Annotated in this window: 14 protein-coding genes and 1 pseudogene; 6 read left to right on the plus strand and 9 right to left on the minus strand. The window is 59.5% G+C overall.

Going from position 1 to position 16,298, the window contains the following annotated elements; all coding sequences use genetic code 11:
* Window positions 1-33 precede the first annotated feature (33 nt).
* The 4 genes and pseudogenes from rluB to IEY47_RS20450 all read right to left on the minus strand — a co-directional run.
* On the minus strand, window positions 34-1,176 hold the full coding sequence (gene rluB, locus IEY47_RS00715; protein ID WP_188981229.1) for a 23S rRNA pseudouridine(2605) synthase RluB: 1,143 nt from the start codon (window positions 1,174-1,176) through the stop codon (window positions 34-36).
* Between the two features lie 98 nt (window positions 1,177-1,274).
* Window positions 1,275-1,919, minus strand: a complete 645-nt coding sequence (locus IEY47_RS00720; protein WP_229779145.1) for a bifunctional 4-hydroxy-2-oxoglutarate aldolase/2-dehydro-3-deoxy-phosphogluconate aldolase — start codon at window positions 1,917-1,919, stop codon at window positions 1,275-1,277.
* A 212-nt stretch (window positions 1,920-2,131) separates the two neighbouring features.
* Window positions 2,132-3,601 carry a glucose-6-phosphate dehydrogenase gene (gene zwf / locus IEY47_RS00725; RefSeq protein ID WP_188981230.1) on the minus strand — a complete coding sequence of 490 codons (1,470 nt, stop codon included), beginning with the start codon at window positions 3,599-3,601 and terminating at the stop codon, window positions 2,132-2,134.
* 246 nt (window positions 3,602-3,847) lie between these two features.
* A pseudogene (locus IEY47_RS20450) lies at window positions 3,848-4,198 on the minus strand (OmpA family protein); the annotation flags it as partial.
* A 439-nt stretch (window positions 4,199-4,637) separates the two neighbouring features.
* Between IEY47_RS20450 and IEY47_RS00735 the strand changes: the two are divergent.
* Window positions 4,638-5,135, plus strand: coding sequence for a DUF6231 family protein (locus tag IEY47_RS00735; protein WP_188981762.1), 498 nt, complete (start codon window positions 4,638-4,640; stop codon window positions 5,133-5,135).
* A 3-nt stretch (window positions 5,136-5,138) separates the two neighbouring features.
* The gene (locus IEY47_RS00740; RefSeq protein ID WP_188981231.1) at window positions 5,139-5,606 is read left to right on the plus strand and encodes a YchJ family protein; all 468 of its coding nucleotides are present in this window, start codon (window positions 5,139-5,141) and stop codon (window positions 5,604-5,606) included.
* A gap of 32 nt (window positions 5,607-5,638) precedes the next feature.
* Here IEY47_RS00740 and IEY47_RS00745 read toward each other — a convergent pair whose 3' ends face one another.
* Window positions 5,639-6,157 carry a hypothetical protein gene (locus IEY47_RS00745; protein ID WP_188981232.1) on the minus strand — a complete coding sequence of 173 codons (519 nt, stop codon included), beginning with the start codon at window positions 6,155-6,157 and terminating at the stop codon, window positions 5,639-5,641.
* A gap of 254 nt (window positions 6,158-6,411) precedes the next feature.
* On the opposite strand from IEY47_RS00745, the gene IEY47_RS00750 reads away from it, so the two are divergent.
* The 4 genes from IEY47_RS00750 (at window position 6,412) to IEY47_RS00765 (ending at window position 10,547) form a co-directional block, all read left to right on the plus strand.
* Window positions 6,412-6,918, plus strand: coding sequence for an LEA/WHy family protein (locus tag IEY47_RS00750; protein WP_188981233.1), 507 nt, complete (start codon window positions 6,412-6,414; stop codon window positions 6,916-6,918).
* A gap of 5 nt (window positions 6,919-6,923) precedes the next feature.
* Window positions 6,924-7,112 carry an SEC-C metal-binding domain-containing protein gene (locus IEY47_RS00755; protein ID WP_188981234.1) on the plus strand — a complete coding sequence of 63 codons (189 nt, stop codon included), beginning with the start codon at window positions 6,924-6,926 and terminating at the stop codon, window positions 7,110-7,112.
* 120 nt (window positions 7,113-7,232) lie between these two features.
* Window positions 7,233-9,776 carry a penicillin acylase family protein gene (locus IEY47_RS00760; RefSeq protein WP_188981235.1) on the plus strand — a complete coding sequence of 848 codons (2,544 nt, stop codon included), beginning with the start codon at window positions 7,233-7,235 and terminating at the stop codon, window positions 9,774-9,776.
* A gap of 276 nt (window positions 9,777-10,052) precedes the next feature.
* Complete coding sequence (locus IEY47_RS00765; protein ID WP_188981236.1) at window positions 10,053-10,547, plus strand: thioesterase family protein; 495 nt, start codon at window positions 10,053-10,055, stop codon at window positions 10,545-10,547.
* 48 nt (window positions 10,548-10,595) lie between these two features.
* Here the strand turns inward: IEY47_RS00765 and IEY47_RS00770 are convergent, their stop codons facing one another.
* The 4 genes from IEY47_RS00770 to nirB form a co-directional block, all read right to left on the minus strand.
* Complete coding sequence (locus IEY47_RS00770; protein ID WP_188981237.1) at window positions 10,596-12,311, minus strand: bifunctional protein-serine/threonine kinase/phosphatase; 1,716 nt, start codon at window positions 12,309-12,311, stop codon at window positions 10,596-10,598.
* Window positions 12,312-12,335: 24 nt separating this feature from the next.
* Window positions 12,336-13,148 (minus strand): formate/nitrite transporter family protein, encoded by an 813-nt coding sequence (locus IEY47_RS00775; protein ID WP_188981238.1) that lies wholly within the window; start codon window positions 13,146-13,148, stop codon window positions 12,336-12,338.
* 91 nt (window positions 13,149-13,239) lie between these two features.
* Window positions 13,240-13,608 carry a nitrite reductase small subunit NirD gene (gene nirD / locus IEY47_RS00780; protein WP_188981239.1) on the minus strand — a complete coding sequence of 123 codons (369 nt, stop codon included), beginning with the start codon at window positions 13,606-13,608 and terminating at the stop codon, window positions 13,240-13,242.
* The gene (gene nirB / locus IEY47_RS00785; RefSeq protein ID WP_188981240.1) at window positions 13,608-16,169 is read right to left on the minus strand and encodes a nitrite reductase large subunit NirB; all 2,562 of its coding nucleotides are present in this window, start codon (window positions 16,167-16,169) and stop codon (window positions 13,608-13,610) included. The genes nirD and nirB overlap by 1 nt, the downstream gene beginning before the upstream one ends.
* Window positions 16,170-16,298 lie beyond the last annotated feature (129 nt).

Consider the following 16,298-nt stretch of genomic DNA (forward strand, 5'->3'; position numbering starts at 1 on the left):
GGCCGCAGGACAGTATCAATAGCGCTCAGCCAATCAAGATTTACGACCGCGACCGAAGCCCGGACGCTGCCCATCCGCAGCGGGGTTTCCACGTTTTGCCGGGCCTGCACCCGGTTTACGCGGCGCCCGAGACGGCCCAGCGGAATCCGACTTCGGGCCACGTGCTGGCTTCTTGTTCACGTCGCGAGGTCGCTCGGCAACAGGGGTACCCTCGTTACGTGAGTGCTTCTCCGGACGCATTGGACGTCCCGATTCGTCGCGCAGCACGCGTGAGGGGCGACCACCCTCTTCATCTTTGCGAACGCGCGGCTTGCGCGAGTCGGACACCGGTTTGGCTGACTTGCGTTGTAGGCGATCCAGGCGATCACGTAATTTAGTTTTCATCTCCGGCAGCGGAATGGGTTTCAACCCAACTTCTGCGCTCAGGATATCGATCTCGCCTTGGGTCATCTCGCGCCAGCGGCCCATGCTCAACTCGGCAGTCAGGAACACCGGGCCGAAACGGACCCGCTTCAGGCGACTGACCACAACATCCTGGGATTCCCACAAGCGACGTACTTCGCGGTTACGCCCTTCCATGACCACGCAGTGGAACCAGTGGTTGAAGCCCTCACCACCCGGCGCACGTTGGATATCGGTGAAGTTGGCCGGACCGTCCTCGAGCATCACGCCGTTCTTGAGCAGCTCGACCATTTCATCGGTGACCTCGCCTCTAACGCGTACCGCATATTCACGGTCCATCTGATAGGACGGGTGCATAAGCCGGTTGGCGAGTTCACCATCGGTCGTGAACAGCAACAGGCCCGTGGTATTGATGTCCAGGCGTCCGATATTGATCCAGCGGCCTGCACGCAGGCGCGGCAAACGCTCGAATACGGTAGGCCGGCCTTCGGGGTCGTCGCGCGTGCAGACTTCGCCTTCGGGCTTGTTGTAGATCAACACACGGCGAACGGATTCCACGGCCTCTTCCCGCTTGAGCGGGCGACCATCCACACTGATGGCGTCGTGACTGTCGACACGCTGGCCGAGCGTTGCGACCACACCGTTGACGCTAACGCGCCCTGCCGAGATCCAGCTCTCGATATCCCGTCGTGACCCCATGCCGACTCGGGCCAATACTTTCTGCAGTTTTTCTCCGTGAGGAGTATGAGGTTCGGTCTGTTCGATATCGGTCATTGGGCACCTCCCGGTGTGCGAATCGAGGAAAGGGCGCGCATCATACGCGCCGAATCAATAGCGCAAAAGCGGCTTCGGTCGCTTGGCGACGTCAACGGTTAGCCGAACGCGGCGAGGGCCTTGCGGCACGCCTGCGTGACCGACTCCCAATCCTGTGCGCTGATCCATTTCGGGTCGAGCATCCAGCTTCCCCCCACGCACATTACGTTAGGAAGCGCGAGATAGTTTTTTAGGTTGTCCGGTGACACCCCACCGGTGGGGCAAAAACGCAGCTCGCCGAACGGCGCCGAAAACGCCTTCAATGCCGCGACGCCACCGCTCACCTCGGCGGGGAACAGTTTGAAGCGTCGATAGCCCAAGCCGTAACCCAGCATGAGATCGGAAGCGGAACTGGCGCCCGGAAGCATCGGGACGGCACTGTTCATGCCGGCCTGTAGCATCTCTGTGGTGCATCCCGGCGTCACCACGAACTGAGCACCGGCCTCCTCCACTGCCTTGAGCATCTTCAAATCCAGCACGGTTCCAGCGCCGACGCATAGGTCCGGTCGTTCCTTACGCAGGCGCCGAATCGCCGTCAAACCATGCTCGGTTCGCAAGGTAATTTCCAGCGTCCGCAGCCCACCGGCGGCCAACGCATCGCACATGGGAAGGATGTCTTCCTCGCGGGGGATAGTGATCACCGGCAGTATGCGCGCCTTGGAACAGATCGATTCCAGCAATGCGTTTTTTTCGTGCATGTTCATCATGTTGTTCAGCTCCGGGCCTCATCAGCGCCAGTAGAGTTCACGGGCGACTCAAAGAGTCGCTGCAAGTCGCGACGATCGAGTGGTGTCGTCTATATCGAACAACGCGAAGTCGTCCACTTGATCGGAAGCACGCCTTGCGCCGCGTGTTCACCGTAAGACCCGATCTCGCGCGTTTCGCTCATAATCTCTCGTACGTGTGCCGTGTAGGCCTACATATCTCCGTACCAGGACCGCCCATCACGGATGATGAGCGCAACGGATGAAACCGGCCCCCAGGTTCCGGCAGCATACGGCTTGGGCAAATCGCCCTGGCGCTTCCAGCCGGCGATGAGCTGGTCGCACCACAGCCACGCGTTTTCTACCTCGTCCTTGCGGACGAACAGGTATTGGTTGCCCTGCATGACTTCGAGCAACAAGCGCTCATACGCATCGGGTATACGCGCACTCTTATAGGTATCGGAGAAATTGAGCTGCAGCGGGCCGCTACGCAGGTGCATGCCCTTGTCCAGCCCCTGGTCTTTCGTCATGACTTGTAGGGAAATGCCTTCGTCCGGCTGGAGGCGAATGATCAACTTGTTGCTGATCAACGAACGCTGCTCAGGGGCGAAGATATAGAACGGTGGTTCCTTGAAGTGGATGACGATCTGCGACAGCTTCTGCGGCATACGCTTGCCGGTACGCAGGTAGAACGGTACGCCGGACCAGCGCCAGTTGCGGATCTCGGCACGCAGCGCAATGAACGTTTCACTGCCGCTCTGGGTATTGGAATTCTCTTCGTCAAGGTAACCCGGGACCGGCTTACCATCGCTACTGCCCGCAGTGTATTGCCCGCGAACGGTGTATCGGCTCAATTGTTCCTCCGTGATGGGCGCAAGCGCCTTCAGCACTTTCACCTTCTCGTCCCGGATGCTGTCAGCGCTTAGATCGCTTGGCGGATCCATGGCAACCAGACACAAAAGCTGCAACAGGTGATTCTGGACCATGTCCCGCAGCTGTCCCGCCTGATCGAAATAGCCCCAACGCCCTTCGATGCCGACTTTTTCAGCGACCGTAATTTCCACATGCGTGATGTGGTACTGGTTCCACTGGCTTTCGAACAGGCTGTTAGCGAAGCGCAGAGCAATCAGATTCTGGACCGTTTCCTTGCCGAGGTAGTGGTCGATCCGGTAGATGCTCGACTCGGGAAAATGCTGCGCGACGGCATCGTTAATGACCCGAGATGACTCCAGGTCATGCCCGATAGGCTTCTCGAGTACGACCCGCGTCTTGTCCGCCAGCCCCTGCGCGGCGAGGTTCGCGCAGATATCACCGAACACGGCAGCCGGCGTCGCGAAATACGCAATGTGCGTTTCTTCACGCGCGAGCAGCGTGACCAGCGGCGCGAAGCTGTCGGTATCCCGAAAATCCATGGGTACATAGGTCAAACGGGCAAGGAATCGGGCCACCGTCTCGGCGTCCATTTCCCTTTCAGCGACATAGCGCTGGAGCGACTGCTCGATCATGGACGCATAGCGGTCGGCTTCGATGTGCTCCTTGGAGAGCGCCAGCACGCGAGTATCAGGATGAATCAGTTTCGCCCGATCCAGGTGATACAACGCTGGGAACAGTTTCCGCAGCGCCAGATCTCCTGTGGCGCCGAACAGGCTCAAAGTGCAGGGATTAACGGTCGTACCCAACATACGCAATCTTTATCCATTGAGAGCGGGCAGCGAATTGCATACCCGGATTTCACGTCGCGCCAGGCGAACTGGCGGCCATAGCAGATGAAGAAAAAGTAGCTCGAGCTGCAAGCATATCGTGACGCTCGTTAATGAACGCAATACGGATGCGATCGCGACAATGAAAAATCGCTTTCGCATGTCCGCCATAGGATAGGCGGAAACGAAAAAGCCGGGCACGAGCCCGGCTTTTTTTTCACTCGGCGATTAAGGCTGAGCTTCGACTTCGGCTTCAACGCGACGGTTGACCGCGCGGCCTTGCTCGGTGCTGTTGTCAGCCACCGGACGGGACTCACCGTAGCCGACAGAGCTCACACGGTTCGAACCTACGCCGTACTGGTTGACCAGCACGTTACGTACCGCGTTGGCCCGACGCTCGGACAGGCGCTGGTTGTACGCATCGGTACCGACGGAATCGGTATGGCCTTCAACCACGGTCGTGGTCTGTGGATACTGGCTCATGAAATCAGCCAGCGACTTGATGTCGCCATAGCTTTCGCTCTTGACGACCGACTTGTCGAAGTCAAACTTGACGTCGAGTTCCACACGTACGGCTTCTGGTTGCTCTTCCACGACAGGTGCCGGAGCCGGTTCCATCACGGTCTCTTCGACCATGACGACTTCCTCCTCGCCCTGTCCGTGAACCCAGCAATAACCGCCAGCGGTGACAGCGGCGATCAAACCGCCCCAACCAGCATAAGCACTGCTTTCGATGGCTCCGATCGCGGCACCGGTTACACCACCCACTGCGGCGCAAACAGGCCAGTCAGATTTCTGTACGCCGGCACAGCCGGTCAATACTCCGGTTGCAACAACGAGCGGAACTGCTTTCCATATCATCTTCACTGGTGGAGTCTCCTAGGTTGATCGGGTCGGGCTCACGGGCCTTCTTATAGAGTTTTCATTGGATCCAACCGCATGCAAATGGCATGGCCAAAGGGCCACCTGCCATAGAGCGTCAAAACTTAGTCTATACCGTTTATCCAGAGGTTCCATGATGGCAACATGCTTTTCTCGACATTCTCCGCAAGAAGTGCTGGCTGCCCTCATCGATCAGACACGGCCCGACCGTGTGCTCTACGTAGGACAAGGCGCGCTGCCTGCACTGGAAGCCTACCGTGCGGCCCATACCGAGCGCACGGTGACCGCTGCGAAACCGGGCTTGTTGGAAGCGGAAATGGGTAGCCAGCGCTACGATCTTGCGCTGTTCGCGGACTGCTTCGAACACATGAGCAAGCGCGATGGGCAGCAGCTCCTTGGTGGCGTCCGTAATCTCAACGCGAGCCGCATCATGGTATTAGTGGATCTGGCAGCCACCGAGTGGCGCGATACCGATTTCTTCGCCCTAGCGCTCCAGGTCAATGCGCGCTTCCAACGCGAAGACCAGGTGTTGACTCTGTACGGTTACGACCTGCTCGAATACAAGCAGGCACCGGATTGGTTAAATGCCAAGTTCTGGGCCAACCCTGAGAATTTCGGCAAATACTGGTGGTGATCGATGAGCCCTTCTTGTCCTTGCGGTAGCGGTGCCCTGCTCGCTGAATGTTGCGGGCGTTACCACACGGGCGCACCGGCCCCTTGCGCGGAACGTTTGATGCGATCGCGCTACAGCGCGTATGTGCTTGGTCTCACCGATTATGTGGTGCAAACCACGCTGCCCGCTCAGCGGAGCGCGCTCGATCGTGATTCGATCGCCGCTTGGAGCGCGTCGAGCACCTGGCTTGGATTGGATGTCGAAGCGAGCGAGGTGATGGGAGGCGTACCGGAACACGCATTCGTCACCTTCGTAGCCCGCTGGCACGACGGAGCGACCGAACATGCCCACCGTGAACGTTCGGCGTTCGTCCAGTCCGGTGGGCGTTGGTATTTCCTCGATCCTACGGTGCCCATGAAGGCAAGCCGCAATGATCCGTGCCCATGCGGAAGCGGCAGCAAGTTCAAGAAGTGCTGCTCCGCTTACTTATGAGTGGTTAGCGGTCATCGTCGAATGAGTGCAGTTCAATCGACCAGCTTCAGATGGGACGTATCAGGCGTCGGGTGAAGCCCGTCATCTTTAACCTGTCCGAGGTCAGCCCCCACGGGGGCCAAGCTCAAGCCCGACAAATCGAGCGCTGGCGACGGTACCGCCGGACGCTCGTCCTGCAAATCGGTCCCTAGCGCAGCCACGCCGAAATCCGGCGCATCAACCTCGGTAAAAGCCGCCATGTACTCGTCGCGCGGCACAACCTTCAAGCGTCCGGTGGCGTGCTCCACCGCTGGCGGTGGTGCGAGCTCGACCTCTTCGATCTCGACATCGAGCGCCCTTACCCGTGCACGCGCACCGGCCTTGGCTAACACCTGCTGGTATTTGGTGGCGGAGGCTTCGTCCAACCCGGTTTTCAATACCCGAGTGCCACTGAACAATGCCTCAACGCGCCCGGCATCGACTTGAAAAAGTCGGGCGAGGTTTGCCCTCACGTGAGCGGGATCCGCTTCAGGCATCAGCTCACCCTCGAACACAATTTCGAAACCGTGCATGACTTTCCTCGTCATCAGATTGTCGGACCGTTGTCGTAAAGTCGGCTCCCACCGTGCCTAAGACGTCATTTTGGCGGGTAGAAGCGGCTAGCGATGGCCTGGCGCATGCCAGAGTCGGCAGCATTGCGGCCCCGCAGACGAAAGGAAACCTTCGTTCAGCCCTCGGCAGTATGGCCCGCTTTTGTGGCTGGCCCAATTCGATTGCGGCCAAACGGTGCATATAGGACACTGAGATGCAAAACAAGGGGATGAGAATGATTCTCTACGGACGCACCGCACATTGTTTCCGCATGGTCTTATGCTGCGGGCTGCTGGCGACGCTGGCCGGCTGCTCGTCCTGGTTCCGTACTGACTTCGAGGATCCAGACGTGCGACTCAAGGACGTGGAGATCGTCAAAGCACGACTTCTCGAGCAAGAGATGCTGTTGACCTTCCACATCGACAACCCGAACAGCATCGCCATCCCAGTGAGAGGGCTGGAATACGACATCCAGCTCAACGGTGTTCCGCTCGCCAAAGGTGAATCGAGTACCTGGTTCAAGGTGCCCGCCTACGGCTCGAAGGATTTTCAGGTCCCTATCAACACGAACCTGTGGCAACACATGAAGTACATTGCCAAGCTGCTGGAGACGCCCGACAAACCTATCGCCTACCAGCTACGTGGCGAGGTGAAGACCGGATTTTTCTTCGGCATGCTAGGACGTGACGTGCACCTTTTACGTAATGGCGAGATAATCCCCGGCAACTACCTTCCGGAGTGATTTCGATGTCCCAACACCCTCACGTACACGGCCCCGACTGCAACCATGACCACGATCACGACCACCACGTACATGGCCCGCATTGCAACCACGGCCCGCAAGAGCCGGTACGCAATCCGCTGAAGCAGGTGGGCCGCAACGATCCATGCCCATGCGGCAGCGAAAAGAAATTCAAGAAGTGCCACGGCGCCTGATCGGCGCCAGATCTAGAACGCCCCGGCGGACGCCTTCTGCGTCTTCACGAATGGCGCCCGCTCATGCAATAACCGTAATGTTTCCTCTCCCGCGCGCCCTCTCCTGAAGGAGCTCGATGCATGCCCTCGTGTACGTTCCGCCCCATCGCCTGGCTAGGCCTTAGCGCCAGCCTTTCTGCGTTCCTACTGCTCAGTGGCTGTGAAAGCCTGCTGGATAAGCGTTACGGCGAAAGCGTCGCACCTACGGAGGGTACGGCGCGCATCCAGGGTATTGGTGAGCGAGCGGACGTTCGACGCAATGCGATGGGGATGCCGCTGATCGAGGCGCCCAACTTTCACGATGCCCTATTTGCATTGGGCTATGTGCATGCGAGTGATCGCTTGAGCCAGATGATCGGCATGCGCGCGCTAGCCCAAGGGCGGCTGGCAGAAACTGCCGGGCCGGGCGTGCTCGATATCGATCGGTTCATGCGCACCGTCAATTTACGCAGCAGCGCCGAGGTGATGTACCGCAATGCCTCGCCGCGCTTGAAGCAGTTCTTCGAGGTGTATGCACGGGGCGTCAACGCCTACATCTTTCAATATCGCAACAAGCTGCCCATGGACCTCGCGCAATCGGGCCAAAAGATCGAGTACTGGGAGCCAGAAGATTCCGCACTGGTGTTTGCGCTGATCAACTTCGGCCTGGCGACCAACCTACGTGAAGAGCTCGCGTCGCTGACGCTGGCGCAAAAGGTCGGAGCGGACAAGCTGGCCTGGCTGATGCCGACCTATCCTGACGAGCAGCTGCCTTTCGACGAAGCCGACAAACTCAAGAATCTGAATCTCACCGGCAACCTGGCAGGGGTGGACGCGCTCACGGAAACGCTCGCGAGCGTTGCGGACCTTCATATGTCAGGTGTTGCGGCATCCAACAGCTGGGCTATCAAACCCAGCAACGCCCGTAGCGGAAAGAGCCTCTTTGCCAATGACATGCACCTGCCACTGGCGATGCCGTCACTGTGGAATTTCGTACAGATTCGCTCGCCCAAATACCAGGCAGCGGGCGTTTCGGTCGCCGGCATCCCCGCGATCGTCGCGGGCTACAACGGCCACCTGGCCTGGGGTATGACCATGGTGATGGGCGATAATCAGGATATTTTCCTGGAACAGGTCAAACGCGAGAACGGCCGAACCCTTTATCTCGCCGATGGCAAATGGATCGCCGCTCGCGAACGTCAGGAGACCTATCTTGTGAAAGGCCAGCGTCCTATTCAAGAGAAGGTTTACGAGACCCGCAACGGCCCGCTACTCAACGCGGCTCTGGGTGAACGCAAGCAAGGCGTACAGCCGCTACCGGCCAGCTCCGGATATGGCCTCGCGCTGCGCTCGATCCAGAACGAGGCGGACCAGACACTCGACGCGCTGTTCGATCTCAGCCGTGCCAAGAGTGTCGATCAGGCGTTCGATTCGGCCCGGGAAGTCCGCTCCATTGCGCTCAACTTGATGTTTGCGGATGCCGGGCACGTCGGGTGGCAAGTCAGTGGCCGCTATCCAAACCGTCGCGATGGCCGTGGCTTGATCCCCTCCCCTGGCTGGACCGATCGCTACAGCTGGGACGGCTATGCTGACCCGATGCTGCATCCCTATGACCTCGACCCGCCGCAAGGCTGGCTGGCGACCGCCAATCAGCGCACGGTCAAGGGCGGCTATGGGGTGCAACTGTCCAACTCCTGGTATTACCCGGAGCGCGCCGAGCGTATTGCTGAGCTCGCGGGTCGCAGCAAGCAGGACACCCGCAGTACCGTCGCCATGCAATACGACCAGACGACGCTTTTTGCCAAGAAGCTAAAAGCGATGCTCGAAGATCCCGCCATGGCCAGCTCGCTACGTCGCTCCATCGATGCACTGCCGGCGCCGCAACGCGTCAAAGCGGACGAGGCGCTGAAACGACTGTTGGCGTTCGATGGACAGATGGCTGCGAGCTCGGCAGATGCGGCTATCTACAGCGCCTTCTTGCAGGAAAGCGCGAAACAGACCTTCCTCGATGAACTGCGCCCAGAAGACGGGCCGACCTGGAAAGCCTTCGTGGAAATGGCAGATATCTCCTACTCCGCGCAGGCCGACCACTTGCTGGGACGTGAAGACAGCCCCTTCTGGAACGACACCCGCACTCCGCGGGAGGAAGACAAGCCTACAATTCTGGCTCGAAGCCTTGCCGCATGCATCGAATACCTTGAAGCGAATCTCGGCGCAGACCGCAAAGCCTGGCAATGGGGGAAGCTGCATCAATACCGATGGACGACTGAAACGACACGTCTAGCGCCTTACCTCGACGCCGGACAACGCGCATCGGTCAATGCGATTCAGGGCTATCTGGATAGAGGTCCCTATCAGGCCGGCGGCGATCACAGCACGCTGAATACATCGGCCTATCACTGGGGCCAGGGTTTCGATACCTGGCTCGTTCCGTCCATGCGCATGATCGTCGACTTCGGCTTAGCCGAACCGATGATGGGGCTCAACAGCACTGGGCAGTCGGGAAACCCGGCAAGCCCTCACTATGACGACGGCATTCAAAACTGGATGAAGGGTCAGTACATGAGCTTCCCATTCCAGCCGGCAGCGATGGACAAGGTTTACGGCACGCGTCGCCTGACGCTGTTGCCGGGCGCTGGAAAGTAACTATTTGCGGATGACGGGCGATAGAACGCCGCGCCGTTGTAGGAGCTAGCTTGCTGGCGATCAGCGTCCAACAGGGCGCTGACGTGGCGTCTATATAAAAGCGATCGCCAGCAAGCCCGCTCCTACAGCCGCTTGTGCCCCATGCGAAAGGGTGGCCCGACCCCGTAAACGCTCTAAACCGGCGGTAATCTGACGAAAAGAACGCGACTTATACGCTCCGCTTGCTACTCTCTCGTCAAGCGTCAAATAAAAGACTCGGCAATAGGAGTACAGAACGTGGCCCGCATCTCGCTGGACATTCCGTCCGACCAACTTTTCTACAAGACCCATCAAACGGTACGTAGCACCGACATCAACAGCAGCGGCCACCTCGGCAATCAGGCGATGATCGCAATGATTTCCGAAGCACGGACGCGCTTCATGTTCTATTACGGAATTCGCGAAGGCGCCGATAACGAGAAAGGCGTGGGCACCATGGTCACGGACCTGGCGACCGTTTACAAAGCCGAAGCCTTCGTTCGCGACCGGCTGCTGTTCGAAATTGGCCTGATGGACCTGAACAAATATGGCGGGGACATCGTTTTTCGCATCACCCGGCCCGAGACGGAAACGCTCATCGCGTTCGCTAAATGCGGGTTCGTGTTCTACAACTATCGCGACCGTCATATCGAGCCGATGCCAGCTGGGTTTCACCGCAATTTTCCCAAAGTGAATTGGGTCTCCGACATGGAAACCGCGCGCGATCAATCGGCGTCGGTGCACAGTTCCTGATCCAGTCGTTGCAGTCGCGAAGGTCTGAAAACAAGGGATCGCGCGGGATCACCTCAACAATAACGATGCGAGTAGCGCGACGGTTAGCAATAGTGAGACGCCCTGCCAAAAGCGCACGGGATCGCGTTCGATAAGGGGCCGACTGACGCGCTGCAGTCCCGCCGGTCGCGGGTTGCGCAACTCGAACGTGAATTCGGAAAGCGCTTCGAAGCGTTGAGACGCAAGCGGATGCAGCGCTTTCCTCAGTACATCGTCGATCCATTCCGGGATGTCACCGTTACCGGCCCCCAAAGGTAGATATCGCAGTCGCCGTCGTGCAGCCGCGGTTCGACATTGTGTGACTTGCACGCCGTAAGGCAGCCGCCCAGTCAGCATCTGATACGTGATGACCGCAAGCGAGAACTGATCCGAGCGTTCGGACGCGGGTTCTCCTAGGAAGTACTCCGGCGCAGCGTATTGCGCCGCACCAGGCGGCAATGCGCTGACCGCGGAATTTTGCGTGACGCCAGGAACGTGCGCAGTTCCGAAGTCGATGAGCTTCACCGTGCCGGAGGCGTCGATCAGAATGTTGGCGGGTCTCAAGTCCTGGTGAAGCATTTCCAATCGATGAAAAGCTCTCAACCCGCGGACGATCTGCTCGATGATGTCGCGCACCTTTTCCATCGGCGGCTTGGGATGATCGATCATCCACTGTGCCAGCGTTTGCCCTTCGACGTATTCGAAAACGCCGTATAAATAGCGCCTCGTTCGGCCCTGCTCCGCCGCTTTCAAGACGTAGGGGCTGTCGATGCGCCGTGCGATCCATTCTTCTAAACCGAAACGCTCCAGGTGCTCGCCACTGTGCGCAAGGTCGATAGACGGCACCTTGAGTACTACCAGTTCTGTCGATTCGCTATCGCTGGCGAGGTAGACATGGCTCCGTGCACTGGCGTGCAGCGTGCGGATGATGCGGTAACCATCCAGCTCGGCCCGCGCCTCCAGCACTGGTGGAATCGGCAACCCGACCGTTTGCTGACGGGCTTCGTGAGCCTGCCGGTTCGGAAGCGAATCGATACGCACGATCATGGCAGTCAGGTTATCGTCGCTGCCGGCTGCGTAGGCCAGTGACGTGAGGCTCCGCGCCAGTGCGTCCAGATCTTCATCAACCGCAAGCAGTTCTCGCAGCCGCTTCGCTGCTACGTACTCGTGAATGCCATCAGTGGTGATGAGATAGAGATCGCCAGCCTGCGCCGGGAACGCGTGGTAATCGATCTCCAGCGTGGCGGTGATCCCCATGGCACGACTGAGATAACTCTTGTCCTGTGAGACCCACAAACGATGGTCGTTGGTGAGCTGCTCTAGATCGCCATCGCGCATACGGTAAATCCGTGCATCTCCGGCATGGAACAGATGCACGGTGGTGGAGCGCACAACCAACGCGCTGAAGGTACACACGTACCCACGGTCCGCATCGTAGCGATACTGACTCTGTCGGGTTTGTGCATGCAGCCATGAGTTGGTGGCGGCAAGCACGCGTTGGCCGGATTTCTTCACCGACCAGGTTTCCGGCGTCGCGAAATAGTCGTCCAGAAACGCGCCGACCGCCGCCTGGCTCGCGATCTGGCTCACGTCGCTGCTACTGATCCCGTCGGCCAAGGCCGCGGCGATCCCCTTCGTCGTGAGCTGCGGCTCAGGCGGAATCAGCACCCCATGAAAGTCCTGATTCGTCGCCTTGCGGCCCCGGTCAGAATGCTGGCCGACCGAGACCGTGAGCTGCCCTGTCATCCCCTACTGCGCCTCGCGTCGGACTTAGATCAGCTCGCGCTTGGGGGCCGTACGGACGTGCGTGGCGTACAGCGTCAGCCCGGTGAACGCTAGCCCGCCGACCAGATTGCCGAGCGCGGTCGGAATCTCGTTCCAGATCATGTAGTCGGATACGGAGAAATCGCCGCCTAGAATCATGGCGGACGGGAACAAGAACATATTCACCACCGAATGCTCGAAGCCCATGAAGAAGAACAGCATGATGGGCATCCACATCGCGATGACCTTGCCGCTGACGGACGTCGAAATCATCGCGCCCACGACGCCCATGGACACCATCCAATTACAGAGCATGCCGCGGATGAAAATGGTGATCCAACCGGCAACGCCATACTCCGCATAACCAAGCGTTCGCGCCTCGCCGATCCCCGCGATCTTTTCGCCGATCGCGCCAGGGCTGGTGGAAAAGCCAAAGGTGAAGACGTACGCCATCATGAACGCAACGGTCAGCGCACCGGCGAAGTTACCGACGAACACCAGGCCCCAATTTCTCAGTACGCGCGCCGGTGTCACCCCCGGTCGCTTGTCCAACAACGCCAGCGGCGTCAACACGAACACGCCGGTCAGCAGATCGAACCCCATCAGGTAAAGCATCACGAACCCCACCGGGAACAGCATCGCGCCCACGAGTGGGCTGCCGGTTTGCACCGTGATGCTGACAGCGAACACCGCGGCCAGCGCGAGAATCGCCCCAGCCATGTACGCGCGAATCAGCGTATCGCGGGTGGACATGAAAATTTTCGACTCGCCGGCATCCACCATTTTGTTGGCAAACTCGGCTGGCACTAGATACGACATGGGTTAATCCTCTGGACAACATTCACGGATGGGCGAACCTGGGCCGATGCTCATGGGAGCTCGTCGGCTTCACTAAAAAACACGCAAGGGGCTAGACCGGGCTGTCCGCGATCTCGACGTGATCACCGTTCAAACGTACCGGCCATACACGCAGGCGCTGCTCTGGAAACTCCATGCAGGAGCCGTCCTTCAATCGGAAGTGCTGCTTGTACAGCGGGGCCGCAATGACGAGATCGCCACAGATTTGGCCGACGATCCCGCGACCGATGATGTTGGCGGCTGACTTGGGGTCGCGGTTATCCAACGCGTACACCGGCTGCTCGGCCTGATCGGGGAGGTAGAACAGCGCGATTTGCGCATCCCCCACTCGCGCGACAACGCCGGAATGAGCAACCAGGTCGTCGCGTCGGCATACGGGCTGCCAGGCCATAGGTTCGGTTTTCTGAGCGAGCATGTTCATCAGGCGGTTTCCTCGGTCACGGGTACGAGCTTAAGTTCATGGAGCGTGGCTGGACGGCGCTGGCCGCGCTCGCTGACAAAATGAATATCCGGATCGCTGCCCTTGTCATTGACGAAGGTGCGGAAGCGCTTGAGCTTTTCGGGGTCCTTCAAGGCGTTGGCCCATTCGCATTCGTAGCGATCGACAACCATCTGCATCTGCTCTTCCAGCTCATCGCCGATGCTCAGGCTGTCCTCGATGACAACGGCTTTGAGGTACTCGAGCCCACCTTCCAACGACTCGCGCCAGACGGAAGTACGCTGCAACTTGTCTGCAGTACGGATGTAAAACATCAGGAAGCGGTCGATGTAGCGGATCAGGGTTTCGTCATCGAGGTCGGTGGCGAACAGCTCGGCATGACGCGGACGCATGCCACCGTTGCCGCAAAGGTAGAGGTTCCAGCCGTTCTCGGTAGCGATGACGCCGACGTCCTTGCTCTGCGCTTCAGCGCATTCGCGGGTGCAACCGCTGACCGCGAACTTGATCTTGTGCGGTGAACGCAGGCCCTTGTAGCGATCTTCCAGGCGTAGGGCCATGCCGACGCTGTCCTGCACGCCATAACGGCACCAGGTGCTACCGACACAAGACTTCACCGTGCGCAGCGACTTGCCATAGGCATGGCCCGTCTCGAAACCGGCTTCGATCAGTTCACCCCAGATATCCGGCAACTCGTGCAGCTGTGCGCCAAACAGGTCGATACGCTGGCCGCCGGTAATCTTGGTGTAGAGGTCGTATTTCTTCGCGACCGCGCCAATGGCGATCAATTTGTCCGGGGTGATCTCACCGCCCGGAATACGCGGCACCACCGAGTAGGTCCCGTTCTTCTGCATGTTCGCCATGAAGGTGTCGTTGGTGTCCTGCAGCGGCACCAGCGACGGGTTCATAATCGGGCGGTTCCAGCAGGATGCGAGGATCGAACCCACGGCAGGTTTGCAGATGTCGCAGCCGACATGGCCCTTGCCGTGCTTGGCCAGCAGCTCTTCGAAAGTCTCGACACCTTCGACGCGGACAAGGTGATACAGCTCCTGCCGGGTATGGGCGAAATGCTCGCAAAGGCTCTTGTCGACCTCAACGCCGCGCGCCGTCAGCTCGTGCTCGAACACCTGCTTGAGCAAGGCCGAACAACCGCCGCAGCCGGTACCGGCCTTGGTGCAGGACTTGATTCCGGCAAGGTCGCTGCAACCCTCGTCGATGGCCGAGCAAATGGCCGCTTTGCTCACGTTGTGGCAAGAGCAGATGGTCGCCGTCGCCGGCAACGCATCGACACCCAGTGCCGGCGCCGCTTCGCCCCGAGGCAGAATCAACCCCGCAGGATCGGCCGGCAGCGCGATACCGTTCTGCACGTATTGCAGCAAGGTGTCGTAATAACTGTTGTCGCCAACCAACACGGCGCCCAATGCGGTCTTGCCATCCGCCGAAACCACCAAGCGGCGATAACTCGATTTCGCCTCGTCGATAAAACGGTAGCTGCGTGAACCGGGCGTTGCGCCGTGGGCGTCACCGATGGAGCCGACGTCCACGCCAAGCAACTTCAACTTGGTGGACATATCCGCGCCGGTGAACGCTTCGGCATCCTCACTGCAAAGGCTGGCTGCGACGGCACGCGCCATCTGATACCCCGGCGCCACTAGACCGAAGATACCGCCGTTCCATGCCGCGCATTCGCCAATGGCATGGATGCTTGGATCGCTGGTGAGGCAGGCATTGTCGATGGCGATGCCGCCACGCGGCCCAAGGCCCAGACCGGACTGACGCGCCAGTGCATCCTGCGGGCGAATGCCGGCTGAAAACACGATGAGGTCCGTTTCCAGGAAATCCTCGCCTGCGAAATTCATGCGGTAGCGATAGATCTCGCCTGCCGTGATGGAACCTGTCGCTTTCGACAGATGCACCTGCACACCCATGCTCTCGATTTGCGCTTTCAGTGCGGCACCGCCTTGATCGTCCAACTGCACCGGCATCAGTCGCGGCGCGAACTCGACGACATGCGCCTCGAGCCCCAGTGACTTCAGCGCGTTCGCTGCCTCCAGGCCAAGCAGGCCGCCACCAACTACAACACCGCGCACGGCCCCCTTGGCTGCCGCACGGATAAGGTCCAGGTCTTCCAGCGTCCGATAGACGAGCCGCGAATTGCCCTCCGCGCCTTCGATGGGCGGCACGAAGGGATAGGAGCCGGTCGCCAATACCAGATGGTCATAAGTCATGCGCCCGTTTCGGGTGATGACCGCCTTGTGCTCGCGGTCGATCTCCACCACCGGCGTGCCCAGATGCAGATGCACGTTCTGTGTGTGATAGAGCGCCAGTTCCCCCAGCGCGAGCGATTCGGCATCGCGTCCACCGAAGTACTCGGACAGATGCACGCGGTCGTAGGCACGCAATGGCTCCTCGCCGAATACATGGATCTGGTAACGCTCACCGGCACCGCGTGCGACCAGTTGTTCGACGCAGTGGTGCCCGACCATGCCATTGCCTACCACGATCAGGGTGGGCAAGTCGTTCGAAGTGGCGAGGTAATTGTTCATGGGGGACCTCGGCTAAGCCATTCACGGTTTTCTTCGGTGCAAAAAAAACGCCCGGACCGAGTGACGGTCCAGGCGCCTTTGCCTGTTCTTTATCTGCAATGTGGGCAGCGGGATTCGTTCGTGGAATCA

This window comes from Pseudomonas matsuisoli (genome assembly GCF_014647635.1).
GTDB lineage: Bacteria > Pseudomonadota > Gammaproteobacteria > Pseudomonadales > Pseudomonadaceae > Pseudomonas_P > Pseudomonas_P matsuisoli.